The sequence below is a fragment of the Shinella lacus genome (genome assembly GCF_010994755.1).
Taxonomy (GTDB): domain Bacteria; phylum Pseudomonadota; class Alphaproteobacteria; order Rhizobiales; family Rhizobiaceae; genus Shinella; species Shinella lacus.
This window is the reverse complement of sequence record NZ_WHSB02000002.1, coordinates 505966-523060: the sequence shown is the minus strand read 5'-3', so window position 1 is coordinate 523060 and position 17095 is coordinate 505966. Positions and strand designations below refer to the sequence as shown.

At 63.5% G+C, this 17095-nt stretch carries 13 protein-coding genes; 9 read left to right on the top strand and 4 right to left on the bottom strand.

The window, feature by feature from the left end:
• Positions 1–3: 3 nt before the first annotated feature.
• Positions 4–975 carry an ABC transporter permease gene (locus GB927_RS07025; protein WP_256115954.1) on the top strand — a complete coding sequence of 324 codons (972 nt, stop codon included), beginning with the start codon at positions 4–6 and terminating at the stop codon, positions 973–975.
• Between the two features lie 96 nt (positions 976–1071).
• The gene (locus tag GB927_RS07020) at positions 1072–1950 is read left to right on the top strand and encodes a DUF364 domain-containing protein (RefSeq protein ID WP_256115953.1); all 879 of its coding nucleotides are present in this window, start codon (positions 1072–1074) and stop codon (positions 1948–1950) included.
• Positions 1951–1994: 44 nt separating this feature from the next.
• Here GB927_RS07020 and GB927_RS07015 read toward each other — a convergent pair whose 3' ends face one another.
• On the bottom strand, positions 1995–3419 hold the full coding sequence (locus tag GB927_RS07015) for an amidohydrolase (RefSeq protein ID WP_256115952.1): 1425 nt from the start codon (positions 3417–3419) through the stop codon (positions 1995–1997).
• A 380-nt stretch (positions 3420–3799) separates the two neighbouring features.
• Between GB927_RS07015 and GB927_RS07010 the strand changes: the two genes are divergently transcribed.
• Both GB927_RS07010 and GB927_RS07005 read left to right on the top strand, forming a co-directional pair.
• Complete coding sequence (locus tag GB927_RS07010; protein ID WP_256115951.1) at positions 3800–4834, top strand: ornithine cyclodeaminase family protein; 1035 nt, start codon at positions 3800–3802, stop codon at positions 4832–4834.
• 135 nt (positions 4835–4969) lie between these two features.
• Positions 4970–6514, top strand: a complete 1545-nt coding sequence (locus GB927_RS07005) for a SulP family inorganic anion transporter (protein WP_256115950.1) — start codon at positions 4970–4972, stop codon at positions 6512–6514.
• A gap of 85 nt (positions 6515–6599) precedes the next feature.
• Here the strand turns inward: GB927_RS07005 and GB927_RS07000 are convergent, their stop codons facing one another.
• The 3 genes from GB927_RS07000 to GB927_RS06990 all read right to left on the bottom strand — a co-directional run bounded on the left by GB927_RS07000 (position 6600) and on the right by GB927_RS06990 (position 11574).
• Positions 6600–8603: a hybrid sensor histidine kinase/response regulator gene (locus GB927_RS07000; protein ID WP_256115949.1), complete on the bottom strand. Its 2004-nt coding sequence runs from the start codon at positions 8601–8603 to the stop codon at positions 6600–6602.
• 28 nt (positions 8604–8631) lie between these two features.
• Positions 8632–10143 (bottom strand): ATPase domain-containing protein, encoded by a 1512-nt coding sequence (locus GB927_RS06995; RefSeq protein ID WP_256115948.1) that lies wholly within the window; start codon positions 10141–10143, stop codon positions 8632–8634.
• A gap of 87 nt (positions 10144–10230) precedes the next feature.
• A complete protein-coding gene (locus tag GB927_RS06990; RefSeq protein WP_256115947.1) occupies positions 10231–11574 on the bottom strand; it encodes an MmgE/PrpD family protein in 1344 nt (447 codons plus the stop codon).
• A 110-nt stretch (positions 11575–11684) separates the two neighbouring features.
• Between GB927_RS06990 and GB927_RS06985 the strand changes: the two genes are divergently transcribed.
• The 5 genes from GB927_RS06985 to GB927_RS06965 all read left to right on the top strand — a co-directional run bounded on the left by GB927_RS06985 (position 11685) and on the right by GB927_RS06965 (position 17088).
• Positions 11685–12593, top strand: a complete 909-nt coding sequence (locus GB927_RS06985) for a LysR family transcriptional regulator (protein WP_256115946.1) — start codon at positions 11685–11687, stop codon at positions 12591–12593.
• A 27-nt stretch (positions 12594–12620) separates the two neighbouring features.
• Entirely contained in the window at positions 12621–13526 is a 906-nt protein-coding gene (locus GB927_RS06980) for a LysR family transcriptional regulator (protein ID WP_256115945.1), read from the top strand.
• A gap of 177 nt (positions 13527–13703) precedes the next feature.
• Positions 13704–14648 (top strand): ABC transporter permease, encoded by a 945-nt coding sequence (locus GB927_RS06975; protein ID WP_256115944.1) that lies wholly within the window; start codon positions 13704–13706, stop codon positions 14646–14648.
• Positions 14645–15463, top strand: coding sequence for an ABC transporter permease (locus GB927_RS06970; RefSeq protein WP_256115943.1), 819 nt, complete (start codon positions 14645–14647; stop codon positions 15461–15463). The genes GB927_RS06975 and GB927_RS06970 overlap by 4 nt, the downstream gene beginning before the upstream one ends.
• On the top strand, positions 15460–17088 hold the full coding sequence (locus tag GB927_RS06965) for an ABC transporter ATP-binding protein (RefSeq protein ID WP_256115942.1): 1629 nt from the start codon (positions 15460–15462) through the stop codon (positions 17086–17088). Before GB927_RS06970 ends, GB927_RS06965 begins: the two co-directional genes overlap by 4 nt.
• The last annotated feature ends 7 nt before the right edge of the window (positions 17089–17095 follow it).

Sequence of the window (17095 nt, the reverse complement as noted above, 5' to 3'; positions counted from 1 at the left end):
GCAATGACGCGTGCAACGGGGCGCAAGCCGGGCTTTATCCACCGCTTCGATCCGGCGGTCCTGACGGCCTTTGGCTGCATCATCCTGCTTCTTGTGCTGGGCAGCCTGTACTCCCGCAACTTCCTGTCGCCGGATTATCTCCTGCAGCAGTTGAAGGTGGCGTCGTTCCTTGGCGTCATCGCCACGGGCATGATGCTCGTCATCCTGCTCGGGCAGATCGACCTTTCCGTGCCCTGGGCCGTGGCGACGGGCGCGATGATGGCCTGCGCCGCTGCCGCCTACGGTCCCTTCGGCGTGGCGCTCGCCATTCCGTTCGGGATTCTCTGCGGCGTCGCCATCGGCGTCGTCAACGGCATTGGGGTCGCCTATCTGCGCATCCCCTCGATGATCGTGACGCTCGCCACCAACGCCGTCGCGCAGGGTGTAATGGTGGTCTATACCGGCGGCTTCTCGCCGCAGGATTCCGCCACAGCGGCCATGCGTTATCTCGCCACCGGCGGCCTCATCCCCGGCATCCCCAACGTCGTCTTCATCTGGGCGCTGATCGGCGGGGCCATGGTCTTCGTGTTGGGACGCACCGGCTTCGGCCGCGCCGTCTACGGCATCGGCAATCGAGAGCGCGCGGCCTATCTCTCCGGCATCAACACCCGGCGCATCGTCATGATCGCCTTTGCCGTCTCGGGCGGCCTTTCGGCCTTCGGCGGCGTGCTGCTGGCAGGCTACGCCTCGAAAGCCGCGCAATCCATGGGCGACGCCTACCTGCTGCCGGCCATTGCCGCGGTTGTGCTGGGTGGAACCTCGATCCTCGGCGGCCGAGGCACCTACCTCGGCACCGTCGCCGGCGTCATCCTCATCACGCTGCTGCAATCCATTCTCTCCGTCATGCAGATGCCGGAAGCCGGGCGTCAGATCATCTACGGCCTGATGATCGTCCTCATGCTGCTGCTTTACGGTCGTGCACCGGCGAGCCGCTAAGCCCTAGACGCTGTTCCTATCCGGTTTCGTTGGTTATACAGAGATATAACGACGGCGACGAACTTCACTTTTGGCCGTCCGATGCAGGAGGCCAGCATGGCGAATGCCATCCTCAGGAGAACGGTCGAGATCGTGCGTGCCAGCCTCGGTCCCGCGCTCGACGATATAACCATCGAGCGTGTCGCCATCGGGCTGTTCTTCACCGGCGTGAAGCTGTCGACGGGGCATGCGGGGGCCTGTGCCACGCCGGTCAAGGACATGCCGGAGGCCGTCTGCTGCCCCAGTTCCGCGATGGCGATGCCGTTTCCGGGGAAGCTGCGCGGCCGCCGCGCCGCAGACCTCCTCGACGAGGCCGTCGAACAGGTCGGTATAAGGCGCAGCGTCGGCATCGCCACGCTCAATGCGCTGGCGCAGATCGTCAATGAAAACCGCACGCCGCAGGGTTTTGAGATCGTCGAGGGGCTGGACGCTTTTGCGGGCGCTGAGGTTGGGGCGGACGAGACCGTTGTCGTGGTCGGTGCCTTCGTGCCGTTCCTGCGCGAACTGCGGAACATCGGCGCACGGCACTGGGTGCTGGAGAAGGACCCTTCCACCCTCAAGCCACACGAAATGCCCTATTTCAAGGAGGCCGAAAGGGCGCCGGACGTGGTCCCCGAGGCGGACGTGCTGATCATCACCGGCACGACGCTGGCGAACGATACCCTTGGCGATTTGATCGCCCTGGCAAAGCCGTCGGCCCGCATCGTCGTCGTCGGCCCGACCGTCACGATGATCCCCGACGCCTTCTTCGAGCGCGGCTGTCACATTCTCGGCGGCATCAAGGTCACCGATCCCGATGCCTTTCTCGCCGTCATCGCAGAGGGCGGCTCGGGTTATCATTTCTTCGGCAAATCGGCGGTCAAGATCACGCTGCGCAGGCCGACCCATCGCCGCGATCAAATACCCGGAGGGACCCTTCAAACCGAACCGGTTTGAAGGGCTGATTCCAACAACCGGCGCAAGACCGGCCCCAGCCAAGGTTAGCCGGCTTTGGGGATGACGCCGTAGGCGAGCTTGCCCTTGTGGACGACGGCATTCCGGTTGGGCAGGCGCGCGACCGCTTCGGCCGAGCAGCTGGCGGGCACGAGGTTGAAGCTCGCGTCGTCGCCGGTCTTCGGCCACACCTGTTCGCCCTTGTCGTTGAGCGGCGTGACGAAGCCGGTCGCATAGCCCAGCGTGCGGTTGATCTCATATTCGATGCTGGAATAATCGATCCGGGCGATTTCGTTCGCCTTCTGCAACATGTCGCAATTGCCGAAGGAGTCCCACCAGTCGATCACGCTGTCCGTGCCGCAGATGACGTCGACGCCGGCCTCGTGCAGGTCGCGGATCGGCATGGCGTACCGGCCCAGCGGAACCGCGGTGGCGAAGGTGACACCGAGCGCCTTCATGCGGGCGGCGAAGTCCTTGAGTTCGCCCTTGGAGAGCTCGGCCAGCGAGTAGGCATGGCTGAACGTCACGTTACCCTGCAAATGCTTGTTCTGCTCCATGTGGTCCATGATGCGGTTGAACGTGGGAATGGCGGTGTCGCGCGGATCGTGCACATGGATGTCGATGCCGACGTTGAAATCGATCGCGAGCTGTACCGTCGTGTCGACCGATTTTTCAATGTCGTTGTCGAAGGAGGCCGGGTCGATGCCGCCGACATAGCTGACGCCACCCGATTGCAGCGCCTCGCGCATCAGGCCGACGCTGTCGGAAACCAGCAGGCCATGCTGCGGGAAGATGGCGATCTCCGAGGTGAGCGTATCCTTGAACCGCGCAAGCGAGGTCTTGAGATGCTCAAGGTTCGCCAGCTCGCTGACCGGATCGACGTTGCAATGGGTGCGGCAAATCGTGGTGCCGCGCGAATGCATGAGGCGGATGATCGCGGCCGTGCGCTCCTCGGCTGTCGGCAGGAGTTTTAGCAGAAGCTCACGCTCCTGCGCGACACGATCCACCCGAAAGTTCTGCGTCGGGATCGTCGCCTCCCAGGGACCGCCGTAGAAGGTCTTGTCGATATGGGTGTGCATGTCGGTGAATGTCGGCACCATCAGCTGGCCCTGCGCGTCATAGGCCGCGGCACCCGCAGGAACAGGCGTCTTCGCATCGAGAATCCCGGCAATCTTGCCGCCGGTGACGTGCAGCGTCTTCAGCTCGGTGCTGGTGTGCGTGATGACCGGCGCATCGAGCCACGGCTTCTTCTCCTCAACGAAGCCGGTCTCCAGACGCACGTTGAGCAGATAGTAGGTGTTCGGCAGCGTCGCCACGTCGATGACCGGGGTCGTAACGATGCTGACGTCGATCGCCGACACCGTTTCCGCGGCACCGGCGCTTCCCGCCAGACCAACCCCCAGCGCCAGACTTCCCGCACCAACGCCTCCCATAAAGCCGCGTCGCGAAAGGCCAAATTGTGAACGATCCATTTTGTCCCCCTCCATCAGGTTGCATTAATTGTACGCAATAATATCGATATATCGTATTCAATTTTTGCAAACGTCAAGCGTTTTTGCGCATCGCTAAGAAGCCGATTCTGATGACCTCAAGCATCTCATCCACGAAAGCTATTACCTATTTGACGTGAGGGCATTCGCCTAACGCTGCATCGCGAATCTGCGATCGCAGTCGAGACGTGCGCGTGAGGGCAGCAAGGCTTTGCATAATAAGGGTATGCTTTATGGTAAATTTTTGTAAGCAAAATTTCTTGACATTGCATACAAACGCCGTAGCCTGAAATTCCCGAGGATGGAAAATCCTTCTGTACGATCCGAATTCCCAACATAACTCGAAGCCAGCGAGAACGCCGATGGATGTCGATATCAGAGCCGACCGTCACCTCACTCCACGCACGACCCTCGTGTTGTCCCGGTCCGAAATCGAAGGATTGGTGACCATGGCCGAGGTGATCGAGGTGGTGGAAGCCGCGCATGCCGATATGTCCAACGGCACGGCTGCGCAGCCCGCGGCAACCGCGATGAAGCTTCCTTCGGGCACGGGCGCCTTCCTGGCGATGCCCGCGCTTGCCGACCGGCAGGGTCTCGCCGTCGTCAAGCTGCTGGCCGATATTCCCGACAATACGGCGCGCAGCCTGCCGATGCAGCGCTCCGTGGCCCTTCTGGTGTCGCAGGAGACGGGCGCGCCGGTGGCGATCTTCCACGGCCAGATCCCGACCCGCATCCGGACGGCCGCGGCGAGCGCCGTCGCCACGCGGCATCTGTCGCGTCCCGATAGCCGCGTGCTCGGCCTGATCGGCGCGGGCGCCCTCGCCGTCGAGCATGTGCGCGCCATCTGTCAGGTCCGCTCCATCGAGCGCGTGGTGGTGTGGTCGCGATCGGCGGCCACTGTTACCGGTTTCATCGAACGGGTCGGCAAGGATTTCCCCAATCTCGTGCTGGAGGCCGCCGCCTCGCCGCAGGATGTGTTTGCGCAATCCGATATCGTGTGCACGCTGACGCCGTCGCGCGAGGCCCATGTGGAGGGGGCGTGGTTCAAGCCGGGCCAGCATATCAACGCCGTCGGCGCGCCGCCGCGGCCGGACCATCGCGAGATCGATTCCGCCGGCATGGCGCGGGCGCGGGTCTTCCTCGACAGCCTGCCCATGGCCATGCACGATTCGGGTGACCTGCTGATGGCCATCGCCGAGGGCGCGATCACCAGGGAACAGGCGTCCACCGAGATCGGCGACGTCATCACAGGGGCTGCTTCGGGCCGAACGTCTCCGGAGGAAATCACCCTTTTCAACTCCGTCGGCCTTGCCGTCCAGGACCTGGCGATCGGCGCGCTTCTTGTCGCAAGAGCGCGCGAAAAAGGCGTCGGCATGGAAATCGACCTCGCCGGCTAAGGCCCGGAGGCGACGCTACAAATCGGCATTGGCCTGCGCTCTGGGGGGAGCACCGGCCGTATTCACCGCGCGAACGGGTTTGCGTGGCCATGTCCGCATGGCTGCCGGATACCTGCGCATATGGGGAGGAGAGACATGGATAGAAACTTCATTTGGCGCAAGGGAGACTGGGGCGGCTACTTCGGCCTTCTTGCCAACAATCTGACCAATCTTCTGACGATGATCGCGCTTCTGGTCTTCGTCGTCGGTTTTCCCAAGGACATGGTCTATGGTCAGATCGCGCCGGCCTTTGGCCTGGCAATTCTCGCTGCGAGCCTCTGGTACACCTATTTCGCCTATCGCCTGGTGAAATCCACCGGGCGAACGGATGTCACGGCGCTGCCTTCGGGGCCGAGTTCGCCGTCGATCTTCACGGTGACGTTCCTCGTCATCCTGCCGGTCTACCTGCAAACCAAGGATGCCGAATTCGCCCTGCAGATTGCCCTGGTCTGGTGCGTCGTCGAGGCGATGATCCTCGCCGGCGGGTCCTTCTTCGGCGAAAAGATCCGGCAAATCATCCCGCGCACCGTGCTGCTGTCGTGCCTTGCGGGGCTTGGCCTGCTGCTGCTGGCCATGAACCCGATGCTGCAATCCTTCGAGACGCCGACCATCGCTTTCGTCGTCCTCGTGCTGATCTTCCTCAACTGGTTCGGCAAGAAGCCGCTCCTGCCGAAGGTTCCGACCGGCTTCCTCCTGCTCGCAACCGGCACGGTGCTGGCCTGGGCCTTCGGGCTGCAAAACCCGGCGGCGGTGGCGGAATCGCTCGGCACCTTCGGCTTCAATCCGCCGACGCTGCATGTGGGAAGCTTCCTCCAGGGCCTGCCGCATGCGCTGCCCTACCTTGCCTCGGCTGTGCCGCTCGGCCTCGCCAACTATGTGTTCGACCTTGAGAATATCGAGAGCGCGCATGCCGCCGGCGATCCCTATCCGACCCGCCAGGTCATGCTGGCGAACGGCCTGTCCTCGACGATCGGCGCCATGTTCGGCAATCCGTTCCCGGTGACGGTCTATATCGGCCATGCCGGCTGGAAATCCATCGGCGCCAGCACCGGCTATACGCTGTTTACCGGCATCAGCATGTTCCTGATCACGCTGTTCGGGCTTGGCGCCTTCCTGCTGGCGGTCATCCCGATGGTCGCGGTGCTGCCGATCCTCGTTTACATCGGCGTGGTGACCTGCAACCAGGTGGTTCGCGAATCGCCCAAGAACGAAGTGCCGGTGATCTTCATCACCATGTTCCCATGGATCGCGAACTGGGCGTTGACACTTCTGAACAACACGCTGGCGGCGGCCGGAACCAATGCCAAGACGGTGGGCGTGGAGGCGCTTGCGCACAAGGGCGTCTATTACCAGGGGCTTTCGAACCTCGGCAATGGCGCGCCGCTCAGCAGCATGACCTGGGGCTGCATCGCGATCTTCGCCATCACCGACCGCCCGATGGCCGGCGTGCTTGCTGCCCTGGTTGGCGCTGTACTGACCTTCCTGGGCGTGATCCATGCCCCCACGGTCGGTATCGCGCAGGCCCAGGCCATGCCGCTGGTCTACGGCTATTGCATGATCGCCGGCATCTTCGCGCTCAAGCAATATCTCAACCAGCGCGACGAGAGCATGGCAACGGTGGCCAAGCCTGCCGGCGAATGACCTGATATAACCGGCGCCCCGAACACGCCTGCGAGCGGCGCGAGCCTGCCCCATCCGGGCACGCTCGCGCCGCTTCGGCATTGTCCTATGCGGTATCGAGGACCTTGGAAATTTCCAGCGCGAGCTGCTGCTGCGTGTAGGGTTTTCCAAGGCGGGCGACTTCGAAGCCAAGCTCGGCCGGGAGTTCGGAATATCCCGACGCGATCAGGATGGGCAGGTCCGGGAACAGCGCGCGGGCGGCCTTTGCCAGTTCGCCGCCATTCATCTCCGGCATGGAATAGTCCGTTATCAGGAGGTCGATGGGGCCATCCTGCTTGAGGCGTTCGAGCGCGTCCCTGCCGGAATGCGCTTCGACGACCTCATGGCCGAGATCAGCCAGCATGTCGACCGAACTCATCGCGATCAGGAAGTCGTCGTCAACCAGCAGGATGCGCTTGGGGCCGGAATTGCGGCCTTGCGGGGAGGGCGCCGGTTCGCTGGGCTGGGCGGGCGCCTGTTTCGAGACGGGAACCCAGAGTTCGGCGGTCGTGCCTTTTCCAGGCGCACTGATGAGCCGCAACCGGCCTTTAAGCTGTAGCGCCAGGCCGTGGATCATCGACAATCCCAGCCCCGTGCCCTTGCCGAGTTCCTTCGTCGAGAAGAAGGGCTCGATCGCCTTCTGCAAGGTTTCCTCGTCCATGCCATGGCCCTGGTCTGTCACCGAAAGAACGCCGTAGCGCCCCGGTGCGAGCTCGTCTTCCCGGTGCGCCAGCTCTTGCTCGGTCAGGCCGATGCGGATGGTGCCGCCGTCCGGCATGGCATCGCGCGCATTGACGACGAGGTTGAGCAAGGCCAATTCCAACTGGTTGGAATCGGCGAGCACCGGATCCAGGTCGTCGGGGACGGCGGTTTCGATGACGACGCTGGTGCCAACAGAGCGCTTCATCAGGTCGGCCATTTCCCGCACCAGTCCGGCAAGATCGACCGAACCGATGTGGAGATCCTGGCGCCGGGCGAAGGCGAGAAGCCGCTGCGTCAAGGATGCACCCCGCCGGGCGCCCTGGAGGGCACCGTCGATCAGCCTGATGACATTCGGATTGTCGCCGGCGTGTTTTCGCAGCAATTCGAGATTGGCGAGCACAGCCATCAGCAGATTGTTGAAATCGTGCGCGACGCCGCCTGTCAGCTGGCCGATCGCCTCCATCTTCTGGGCCTGCCGGAGCTGTTCTTCGGCATGTTCGCGTTGTGCCACTTCCGCCATCACGACGGCATGGGCTTCGTGCAGTTCGGCAGTGCGCTCCGCCACCCGCTCCTCAAGCACTTCGTTGAGCTGGCGCTGATGCTCCTCCGATCGCATCCGGGCGGTGATGTCGGAGGATACGCCGACCATTTTCACGGCTTTGCCGCTTCGGTCCCGGTAGAGTTGCGCCCTGATTTCCGCCCAATGCGCGGAGCCATCCGGCCAGATCGTGCGATACTCGATCGCGTAGTCCGCTCCCGTGTCGATGGTCGCCTTTACCGCTGTCTTCATTCGCTCCAGATCGTCCGGATGAATGCTGGCAAGGAGTTGCGCATAGGTGAACGTGTCTCCCGGATCGTGCCCGAAGACGGCGCGGCAGGTCGGCGATGTCGTCAAGGCACTGGTGGCGAGGTCGAGTTCCCAGGCACCCAGCCGGCCCGCTTCCAGGGCCGTCTGAAGCCGTCGTTCCCCTTCATCCAGGGCCTCGATGCGCAGCCGGGCCTCATATTGCCGCCGGCGGCCGCGCAGCGCCGAGCGCGCGACGCTCACGAATGTCGTGGCGTGGAACGGCCGCTCGATGAAACTCACATTGCCCAACGTCTCCAAAACCCTTGCGGCGGCAGGGTTGCGCTCCGGCCCCCCGCCGCGATGCGTGAGGATGATGAAGGGGAGGTCAGACCAGCTTGGCTGCGTCTCTATCCAGCTTGAAATCTGCCGAAGGTCGGATGAGCGAAGCGCCTCTTCGGTGATAATCACGAAGGCGGTGTCTTCATTGAGCGCGTCGATGAAGGTTTGGAGATCGCCAGCCGTCTTCGACGGGATTCCGGCTTCGACCAGGAGCGAGGCGGCGATCTGGGCATCGCGTCCCATCGGGGCGTGGATAAGGGCGAAGGCGTGTCTACTGGGAATCGTCCTGGCCCTCTTTTGCGGATGTCAGCAACGGCTGTCTTTCGCCGACGAAGGTCGGCACGCCGCGCAAAACCCCCTGGAAGCCGGAAAGCGGTTCGCCCAACACCAGTCCGGTATTGCCGATGCGGAATTCACGGATGGTATCTTCGTGCCAGCCGGTGCGCTTCTTGATAACCGAGACCGCGCGCCTGACTTTTCCAAGCGCTTCGAAATAGCGCAAAAGAATAACGGTATCGGCAAGATAGGTCACATCCACCGGCGATTTCATGTCCCCGACGAGGCCGTGTTGGGCGACCGTGACGAACGTGTTGGTGCCCTGGCGATTGAGGTATTGCAGCAGCTCGTGCATGTGGAGAATGAGCGCATTTTCTTCCGGCATTGATGCCTGGTAGCCGTTGACGCTGTCGATGACGACCGTCTTCGCATCGAAACTCGCGACGCGGTCGCGGACGCGTTGGGTGAATTCCCCGGGCGACAGCTCGGCGGCATCGAGCTGCTCGATATGGATCAGCCCATCCCGCTGGTATTGTTCCAGATCGAGGTTCATGGCCTTCGTGCGGGAGAACAGCAATCCCAGCTCTTCGTCGAAGATGAAGATTGCCGCCTTTTCTCCCCGTTGCACGGCAGCCTTGACGAATTGCAGTGTAAAGAGGCTCTTGCCCGTGCCTGCCGGGCCGATGAGGAGCGTGCTCGATCCGCGCTGAATGCCGCCGCCAAGCAACTGGTCGAACTGAACAATGCCGCTTTTCAGCGTATCGCGCTCGAAGCTCGCCCGATGTTCTACCGCGCGCAGCCGCGGGAAAACGGCCACGCCGCCGGTCTTGATGACGAAATCATGGTATCCGCCGCGAAAGGCCTGCCCACGGTATTTCGTCACCCGCAAGCGACGTCTTTCAGAGCCATAGTTGGGTGCGAGCTGCTCCAGATGGATTACGCCATGCACGATGCTATGGACAGTCTTGTCGAGGTTGTCCGCGGTCATGTCGTCGAGCAGCAGGACGGTGGCACCAGTCTTCGAGAAGAAGTGTTTCAGGGCCAGGATCTGCCGGCGATAGCGCAGCGAACTTTGTGCCAGAAGCCTGATTTCGGAGAGGCTGTCGAGCACCACCCGGTTCGGTTGCAGGGTCTCGAAAGCCTCGAAAATCATCTTTGTCGTTTCGCCAAGCTCCAGATCCGAGGAGTAGAGCAGGCTTTGGCGCTGGTCTTCGTCCAGCAGGCTTTCCGGTGGCACGAGCTCGAAGATCTTGATTGCATCCGCGATGACCATGCCGTGCGACGCCGCGCTGTCGCGCAGTTCCTCTTCGGTCTCCGACAGTGTGATGTAGAGACACTTCTCTCCACGCGCGGCCCCCTCCTGCAGAAATTGCAGCGCAATCGTCGTCTTGCCCGTGCCGGGCGATCCTTCGAGAAGAAAAACGTGACGGCGCGTCAGACCGCCAGCGAGAATATCGTCAAGCCCTTCAACGCCCGTAAGTGCCTTTGTTTGTGTGGTTTCGCCCATGCATCTTCCTCTATCGCGTCGGGCGATACATAGAGCCGGCCCGTCACATGGCAACAGCGGCGAGGCGGGACGAATGTCCAATTTTGGTTACACTGGTGGGAGTGCCTCGTTTATCGACGACAGGCTTGGAAGCGCAAGAAGCCGATCATAAAGGCCGTCGTCCGTACGATGCCCGCCCCATTGCAGGCAGTCGGCAAACTTTCGCCGCCTTTGATCCGCGTCCAGCGCATCCTCGCGCGAGCCCTTGGCATGCAGGCGCGCGTGGCGCAGGACGGTTCCATTTTTCAAGGTCACGGCGACAAGATGGGGCAGGCGCTCGTGGCCGCGCTCCTCTTCCGCCGTGTAGGAGGTCATTTCGATCCGGCTCATGAGCGCCTGGATCTGCGGACGATGCAGGGCGCAAGGTTCGAAATCCTTCAGGCTGAGCCCGTCATGCACCAAGGCCGTCGCCAGGCAATAGTGCATCGAGAACCGGGCCTGCATGCCGTTCTCCGGCTCGCGATAGACAAGGTTGCGTATGGCGGAGAGTCCGACCTTCGTTTCGATGCGCACGATGTCCGCCGCTGTCAGATTGTGCTCATGCTTCAGGTCGAGAAGCGCGTCGATTGCCCGATGGGTCGAGGCGCAGCAAGGATGGCGTTTGGTGACGAGGCCGCGTGTCTCGATGACATGCGCGTCCTCCATCGGCCAATCTGTCCAGCCTCGCGGTTCATCGCCGCCGAAGAGATCCAGAAAACCTTGCGGTCTCTCCAGAATATCGAGCCGGCCGGCGCTGCCGGCAAGCGCAAGGCGGGCGGCCTCGACGGCGTTGCGCGCGGCTATGCCGGCATGAAGCGGTTTTGCCGGGGTGCCGAATTGGCCCTTGGGGCCGCAGGCCATGGAGGTTGCGAGGCTCATCGCGTGCGCCGTCTGCTCGATACCGGCGCCCAGCAGGCGGGCGACACCTGCGGCAGCGCCGATCGTGCCGACGGTCGATGTGCCATGCCAGCCTCTGTTGTAATGCGAGGGATTGACGCCGAAGCCGACGGCGGCCTGTGCTTCCAGTCCGGTCAGATAGGCTTCCAGAAAGTGGCGGCCGCTGGTGCGGCCTGCTCCCGCCACGGCAAGAAGAGCCGGGACGAGGACGGCGGAGGCGTGCGCCCGGGCAGGGTGGAAATTGTCGTCGAAGTCCAGCGCATGCGCCGCCGTCCCATTCACCAGGGCGGCCAGCGAGGACGGCGCCGCACCGCCGGTGACCAGCCAGCAACCGCCGCCGCTGGACATTTCGTCCCCAAACGCATTGACGACGGCCTGCACGGCCGGATCGTGGCCGCCGGCAATCATGCAGCCGAGCGTGTCAATGACGGCATCGCGGGCACGCTCCATCGCGGTCTCGGAAAATGTAGTTCGCAGCGAAAGGCGGCGCGCGATTTCGGGAAGTATGCTGGTCATTGACGAATGTCTCTCGCTAGGCTTGGTTCGCGGGCGAAAGTGTTCGACTTTTCAGCAAGCCACAATCTTATGCGGTTTTGCGGTAGGTCTATCGAGGAATGGGGGTCTTCATGGCGAAAGCGGAGAACGCGGCGATCAGCCTGAAGCATATCGAAGCCTATGACGCCATTGCCGCGACCGGCTCGACGATCGCGGCGGCGGCCGAGATCGGCATTTCGCAGTCCAATGCCAGCCGCCTGCTCCAGCAGCTCGAAGACTATCTCGGCGTGCGCCTGTTCGACCGCGACAAGAACCGCCTGTCGCCGACGCGCGAAGGTTTGCAGCTGGGGCCGGAGATCCGCGCCATTTCAGATCGGCTGCGCGCGCTGAAGACCGCAGCGATCGAGCTGGAAAGCGGCCGCTCGCGCGAGATGCTGCTGAGGCTCGCTTTCCCCGCGAGCCTGTCCTCGACGGCAGTGCCGAAGATGATCCGCGCCTTCCTGTCGGCCAATGGGCCGATGCGGGTGGAGATTGCATCGGGAAGCTACCTGGCGATCGAGCGCATGGTCGCCGATGGCGAAGCGGATATCGGGTTCGCACGCCTGCCGTTCGCCACACCCGCCTTGCGGCAGGAAAGGCTGCTGCCGTCCCGCGTTGTCTGCGCGCTCCATGTCGACCATCCGCTGGCCGGCCGCGCGTCGCTGGCGATCGCGGATCTGAAGGGGCAAGACCTGATCGTGCTCAACCGGGAACGACCGGTTCGCCACCAGCTCGAAGCGCTGTTCTATCAGCATGGCCTCAGGCAGCGGCCGCTTCTGGAAGCGCATTCCGTGGCGAGTGCCTGTGCGCTGGCCGCGGAAGGGCTCGGCATCGCGCTGGTCGGCGATCTGATCGCCCGAGAATTTGCCAACCTGCCGCTGCGCTTCATCGACCTTGAGCCGGAACTTCCGGTCACCTATTGCCTGATCAGCGGCGAAAAACACCCGCTGCCCAAGACAGCCGGCTTTTTCCTGCAAAACATTGCCGGCTGGGCGTCCTGATATGCACAAGCCGAAGGTGCCGTTGCCATGAACATCCGCTTGCTCGAAGTCCTGCGCACGCTGCTTGCCACCGGCTCGACGATTGCGACCGCCAAGGCCATGGGCCTCAGCCAGTCGGGCGTGAGCCGCATGCTGCAACAGCTCGAAAGCGACCTCGCCATCACGCTTTTTGCCCGCGACAAGGGGCGGCTGATCCCGACGCCGGAGGCGGTGGTGCTCGGGCGCGATGCGGAAAACGTGCTGCTCGCCGTCGAGCGCATGTCCGGCCATGCCGAAGACCTGCGCAGCGGCGCGTCCGGCCCGGAAATCGTCCGCATCGCGCTGCCGAGCAGCATGTGGGAGAACTTTGCGCCCGCCATGCTCATCGACTATGTGCGCGATTTTCCGGGTGTGCGCATCGAGACCTTCTTCGAGACGACGACGCTGATCAGCAAGCTGGTCGGCGACCGGGTCATCGACCTCGGTTTTCTCCGCATGGAGGGCGAGACGGGGCCGGGCATCGTGGTCGACAAGGTGGCAAGCGGCCAGAGCGTCTGCGTCCTTCCGAAGGACCACCCGCTCGCCGAGCTCGACGAAATCACCATCAAGCACCTCAAGAACGTGCCGCTGATCCTGATCGGCAAGCAGAGACCGAACCGCATGGCGCTCGACCAGGCCTTCAAGCGGGCAGGGGTGAAGCAGATGGTGAAGATCGAGACGCATACCAACAGCTCGGCCTGCTCCTACGTCGCGCACGGGCTGGGCATCACGATCATCAGCAGCTTCTATGCGAATCTCTACCGGCACCTGAACCTCGTGCAGCGCCCCTTCATACCGACGGCGACGCAGGAATTCGGCTTGGCGCGTGCGGACGGCGTGCCGCTGTCCATCGCGGCGCAAGGGCTGAGCGACGCCTTGAAGAGACAGATCCAGCTCTCCCAAAGAGGCGAGTGAAATCAATCGTATGACCTTCGAGAACCGGCGTTTTTCCCGCCGGCGTTCCTTCCCAAGTCTGCATAAACATATGACGAAAACGCATAATATTGCGCGTCTTTGCTCATTCCCTCATAGTCTTAGGCAACGAAACCGATGACGGCGGACGCAAGTCCGGCCGCCAATCGTGGGGAACCCATGTTACGTTTTATCCTCAACCGCCTCGTGATGGCGCTTCCGACGATCGTGCTCGTATCGATCACGGTCTTCGCGCTGATCCGCCTCATTCCCGGTGATCCCGCCGCCCTCATGCTCGGCGATATGGCGCAGCCCGACCAGATCGCGGCCATGCGCGTCGAACTCGGCCTCGACAAGTCGATGCCGCAGCAATTCCTGATCTGGGCGGGCAACGTCCTGCATGGCGATTTCGGCCGGTCGATCGTCAACGACGAGGCGGTGCTGCCGCTGGTGGTCTCGCGCTTTCTGGTCAGTGCCGAGATCGTCGTGGTCGCCGTGCTGCTGGCAAGCCTTATCGCCGTGCCGGCCGGCGTGATCGCCGCCTGGCGTCAGAACAGTTTGACGGACCTGGTGTTGGTCGGCACTGCGACCGTGCTTCTGTCGATCCCGACCTTCTGGCTCGGCCTTCTGCTGCTGCTGTTCTTCGGCCTCAAGCTCGGCTGGTTGCCGGTGCTCGGCTACGTCTCGATCGGCGACAACGTCGTCGGCGGCCTGCTCTATCTCGTGCTGCCGGTGATGACGCTGGTCATCCACGAAATGGGCGTGCTGATCCGCATGGCGCGCGCCTCGACGCTGGAAGTGCTGCGCCTCGACTACATTACCCATGCCCGTGCGAAGGGCCTTTCGGAAAGCGCGGTGCTCTGGCGGCACGCCTTCAAGAACGCCTTCGGCCCGACCTGGACGATGATCGGCCTGATCCTCGGCAATCTCCTCGGCGGCATCGCCGTCATCGAGACGGTGTTCACCATTCCGGGCCTCGGCCGGCTGATGGTCGATAGCATCTTTGCCCGCGATTACCCGGTCATCCAGGGCTGCCTGCTGTTCGTGTCGCTGTCCTACGTGCTCGTCAACCTCGTCGTCGACCTGCTGTATCCCCTCTTTGATCCGCGGGTTGTTGCCGAATGAAAAAGGTCTCTCTCAACGGGCTCATCGGCGGCACGCTGATCGCCATCCTGCTCATCACCGCCGCCATCGGCCTCGTCTGGACGCCGTTCGACCCGATGAAGCTGTCCTTCACGGCAAGGCTTGCCGCACCGAGCGACGCGCACCTGCTCGGCACCGACGAATTCGGCCGCGACGTGCTCAGCCGCCTGATGATCGGCGCGCGCGCCAGCGTGTGGATCGGCGTCTTGACCGTCGGCTTCGCGACGATCTGCGGCACGCTCATCGGCCTCGTCAGCGGCTATGCCCGCGGCTGGGTGGATGGCGTCATCATGGCGGTCAACAATGCGCTGCTGGCCTTCCCGGGCATCCTGCTGGCGCTCGGCCTGCTCGCCGTCTTCGGCGCCAACCAGTACGGCATCATTTTCGCGCTCGGCATTGCTTACACGCCTTCCATGGCCCGCGTGGTGCGCGGCGCCGTGCTGTCGTTGCGCGAACGCGAATTCGTCGAGGCCTCGCGGGTGATGGGCAATGGCGAGCTCTTCACGATGTTCCGCCACATCCTGCCGAATTGCCTGGCGCCGATCACCGTGCTCGCGACCTCGATGTTCGGCTGGGCGATCCTCTCGGAAAGCGCGCTCTCCTTCCTCGGCCTCGGCGTGCCGCCACCGGCCCCCACCTGGGGCAACATGCTGGCCGCCGGCCGGCCGTTCATCGAGCAAGCCGTCTGGCTCGGCCTGTTTCCCGGCCTCTGCATCGCGCTGACGCTGCTCGGCATCAATCTTCTGGGCGATGCCCTTCGCGACAGGCTCGACCCGCGCATGAGAGGTCTGAAATGACGGTGGACACGCTTCTGACGGTTCGCGGCCTCACGCTGGAGGTCGCCCGGTCCGGCCACAAGGTGGTCAACGATATCTCCTTCGACATCGCCGCCGGCGAAATCTTCGGTATCGTCGGCGAAAGCGGATCGGGCAAGACGCTCGCGACACGCGCCCTCATCGCCCTGTTGCCGCCGGCCATCAAAGTTGTCGGCGGAGCGGTCCGCTACAAGGGCCGTGATGTGCTGACGATGAAGGACAGGGATTTGCGGCGCCTGCGCGGCGCCGAGGTCGGCGTCGTCTTCCAGGAGCCGATGACCTCGCTCAACCCGTCCATGACGATCGGCCGCCAGCTTGAGGAGGGCCTGGTCCTCCACACGAAACTGTCGCCGGACAAGCGCCGCGCGCGAATCCTGGAGATGCTGCGCCGGGTCGGCATCCGCGATCCGGAAGGCGCGCTCGCCTCCTATCCGCACGAGTTTTCCGGCGGCATGCGCCAGCGTATCATGCTGGCCTCGGTCATGCTGCTGAAGCCCGCTCTGCTGATCGCGGACGAGCCGACCACGGCGCTCGATGCAGTCATTCAGCGCGACGTCATGGAACTGATGGTGGAACTGACGCGGGCCGAAGGCACGGCGGTTCTCCTGATCAGCCACGACCTGCCGATGGTGGCGCGTTACACCAGCCGCATCGTGGTGATGGAAAAGGGCGCGATCGTCGAAGCGGGCCGCACGGAAGACCTGCTGGAGGCGCCGCAGCATCCCTATACGAAAAAACTGCTCTCCTCGCTGCCGTTCCGCGGCGAACCGCGGTCGATCGACACGGCGAAGGCGCCGATGGTTTCGGCCCGCGACATCGTCGTCGATTATGCCGGCCGCAAGTCGCTGCTGAAGAAAGCGGCGGCCAAGCGGGCGTTGCATGGCGTCAGCATTGACATCCACGAGGGTGAGGTCGTCGCCCTCGTCGGCGGTTCGGGCTCCGGCAAGACCACGCTTGGCCGCACCATTGCCGGCCTGGTGAAGGAAAGCGGCGGCCGGATCCAGTTCCAGGGCCGCTCGCGCGACGAGGAGTGGCAGGATTACCGCCTGAATTGCCAGATGGTGTTTCAGGATCCCTATTCCTCGCTCGATCCGCGCATGACGATCCTGGCGCTGGTCGAAGAAGCGCTGCGGCTGGTGCCGGGCCTCGATGCCGCCGCAAAACGCAAACGCGCGCTGGAGACGCTGGAGGAGGTCGGCCTCAATGCCGATTATGCCAGCCGCTACCCGCATGAACTCTCCGGCGGCCAGCGCCAGCGCGTGGCGATTGCCCGCGCCATCGCGCGCCGACCGCGTTTCCTGATCGCCGACGAGCCGGTCTCCGCGCTCGACGTGACGGTGCGGGCGCAGGTGCTCGCGCTCTTCTCCGACCTCCAGAAACGCTACGGCTTCTCGTGCCTGTTCATCAGCCACGATCTCGGCGTTGTCGAGCAGGTCGCCGACCGCGTCGTCGTCATGCAGGACGGCCGCATCATCGAAGAGGGCGACCGCGACACGATTTTCGACAGCCCGAAGGAGGCCTATACGCGCCGTCTCCTCTCGGCCATTCCCGCCCTCGACCAAAATGCGCGGGGCGGCGTGTCCCTCAAATGGCGCCTGGAGAACTGACGTGGAC

Bases quoted from the DNA above. Each gene is read 5' to 3' on its own strand.
- GB927_RS07025 (WP_256115954.1), top strand. From the start codon at position 4: ATGACGCGTGCAACGGGGCGCAAGCCGGGCTTTATCCACCGCTTCGAT.
- GB927_RS07020 (WP_256115953.1), top strand. From the start codon at position 1,072: ATGGCGAATGCCATCCTCAGGAGAACGGTCGAGATCGTGCGTGCCAGC.
- GB927_RS07015 (WP_256115952.1), bottom strand. From the start codon at position 3,419: ATGGATCGTTCACAATTTGGCCTTTCGCGACGCGGCTTTATGGGAGGC.
- GB927_RS07010 (WP_256115951.1), top strand. From the start codon at position 3,800: ATGGATGTCGATATCAGAGCCGACCGTCACCTCACTCCACGCACGACC.
- GB927_RS07005 (WP_256115950.1), top strand. From the start codon at position 4,970: ATGGATAGAAACTTCATTTGGCGCAAGGGAGACTGGGGCGGCTACTTC.
- GB927_RS07000 (WP_256115949.1), bottom strand. From the start codon at position 8,603: ATGGGACGCGATGCCCAGATCGCCGCCTCGCTCCTGGTCGAAGCCGGA.
- GB927_RS06995 (WP_256115948.1), bottom strand. From the start codon at position 10,143: ATGGGCGAAACCACACAAACAAAGGCACTTACGGGCGTTGAAGGGCTT.
- GB927_RS06990 (WP_256115947.1), bottom strand. From the start codon at position 11,574: ATGACCAGCATACTTCCCGAAATCGCGCGCCGCCTTTCGCTGCGAACT.
- GB927_RS06985 (WP_256115946.1), top strand. From the start codon at position 11,685: ATGGCGAAAGCGGAGAACGCGGCGATCAGCCTGAAGCATATCGAAGCC.
- GB927_RS06980 (WP_256115945.1), top strand. From the start codon at position 12,621: ATGAACATCCGCTTGCTCGAAGTCCTGCGCACGCTGCTTGCCACCGGC.
- GB927_RS06975 (WP_256115944.1), top strand. From the start codon at position 13,704: ATGTTACGTTTTATCCTCAACCGCCTCGTGATGGCGCTTCCGACGATC.
- GB927_RS06970 (WP_256115943.1), top strand. From the start codon at position 14,645: ATGAAAAAGGTCTCTCTCAACGGGCTCATCGGCGGCACGCTGATCGCC.
- GB927_RS06965 (WP_256115942.1), top strand. From the start codon at position 15,460: ATGACGGTGGACACGCTTCTGACGGTTCGCGGCCTCACGCTGGAGGTC.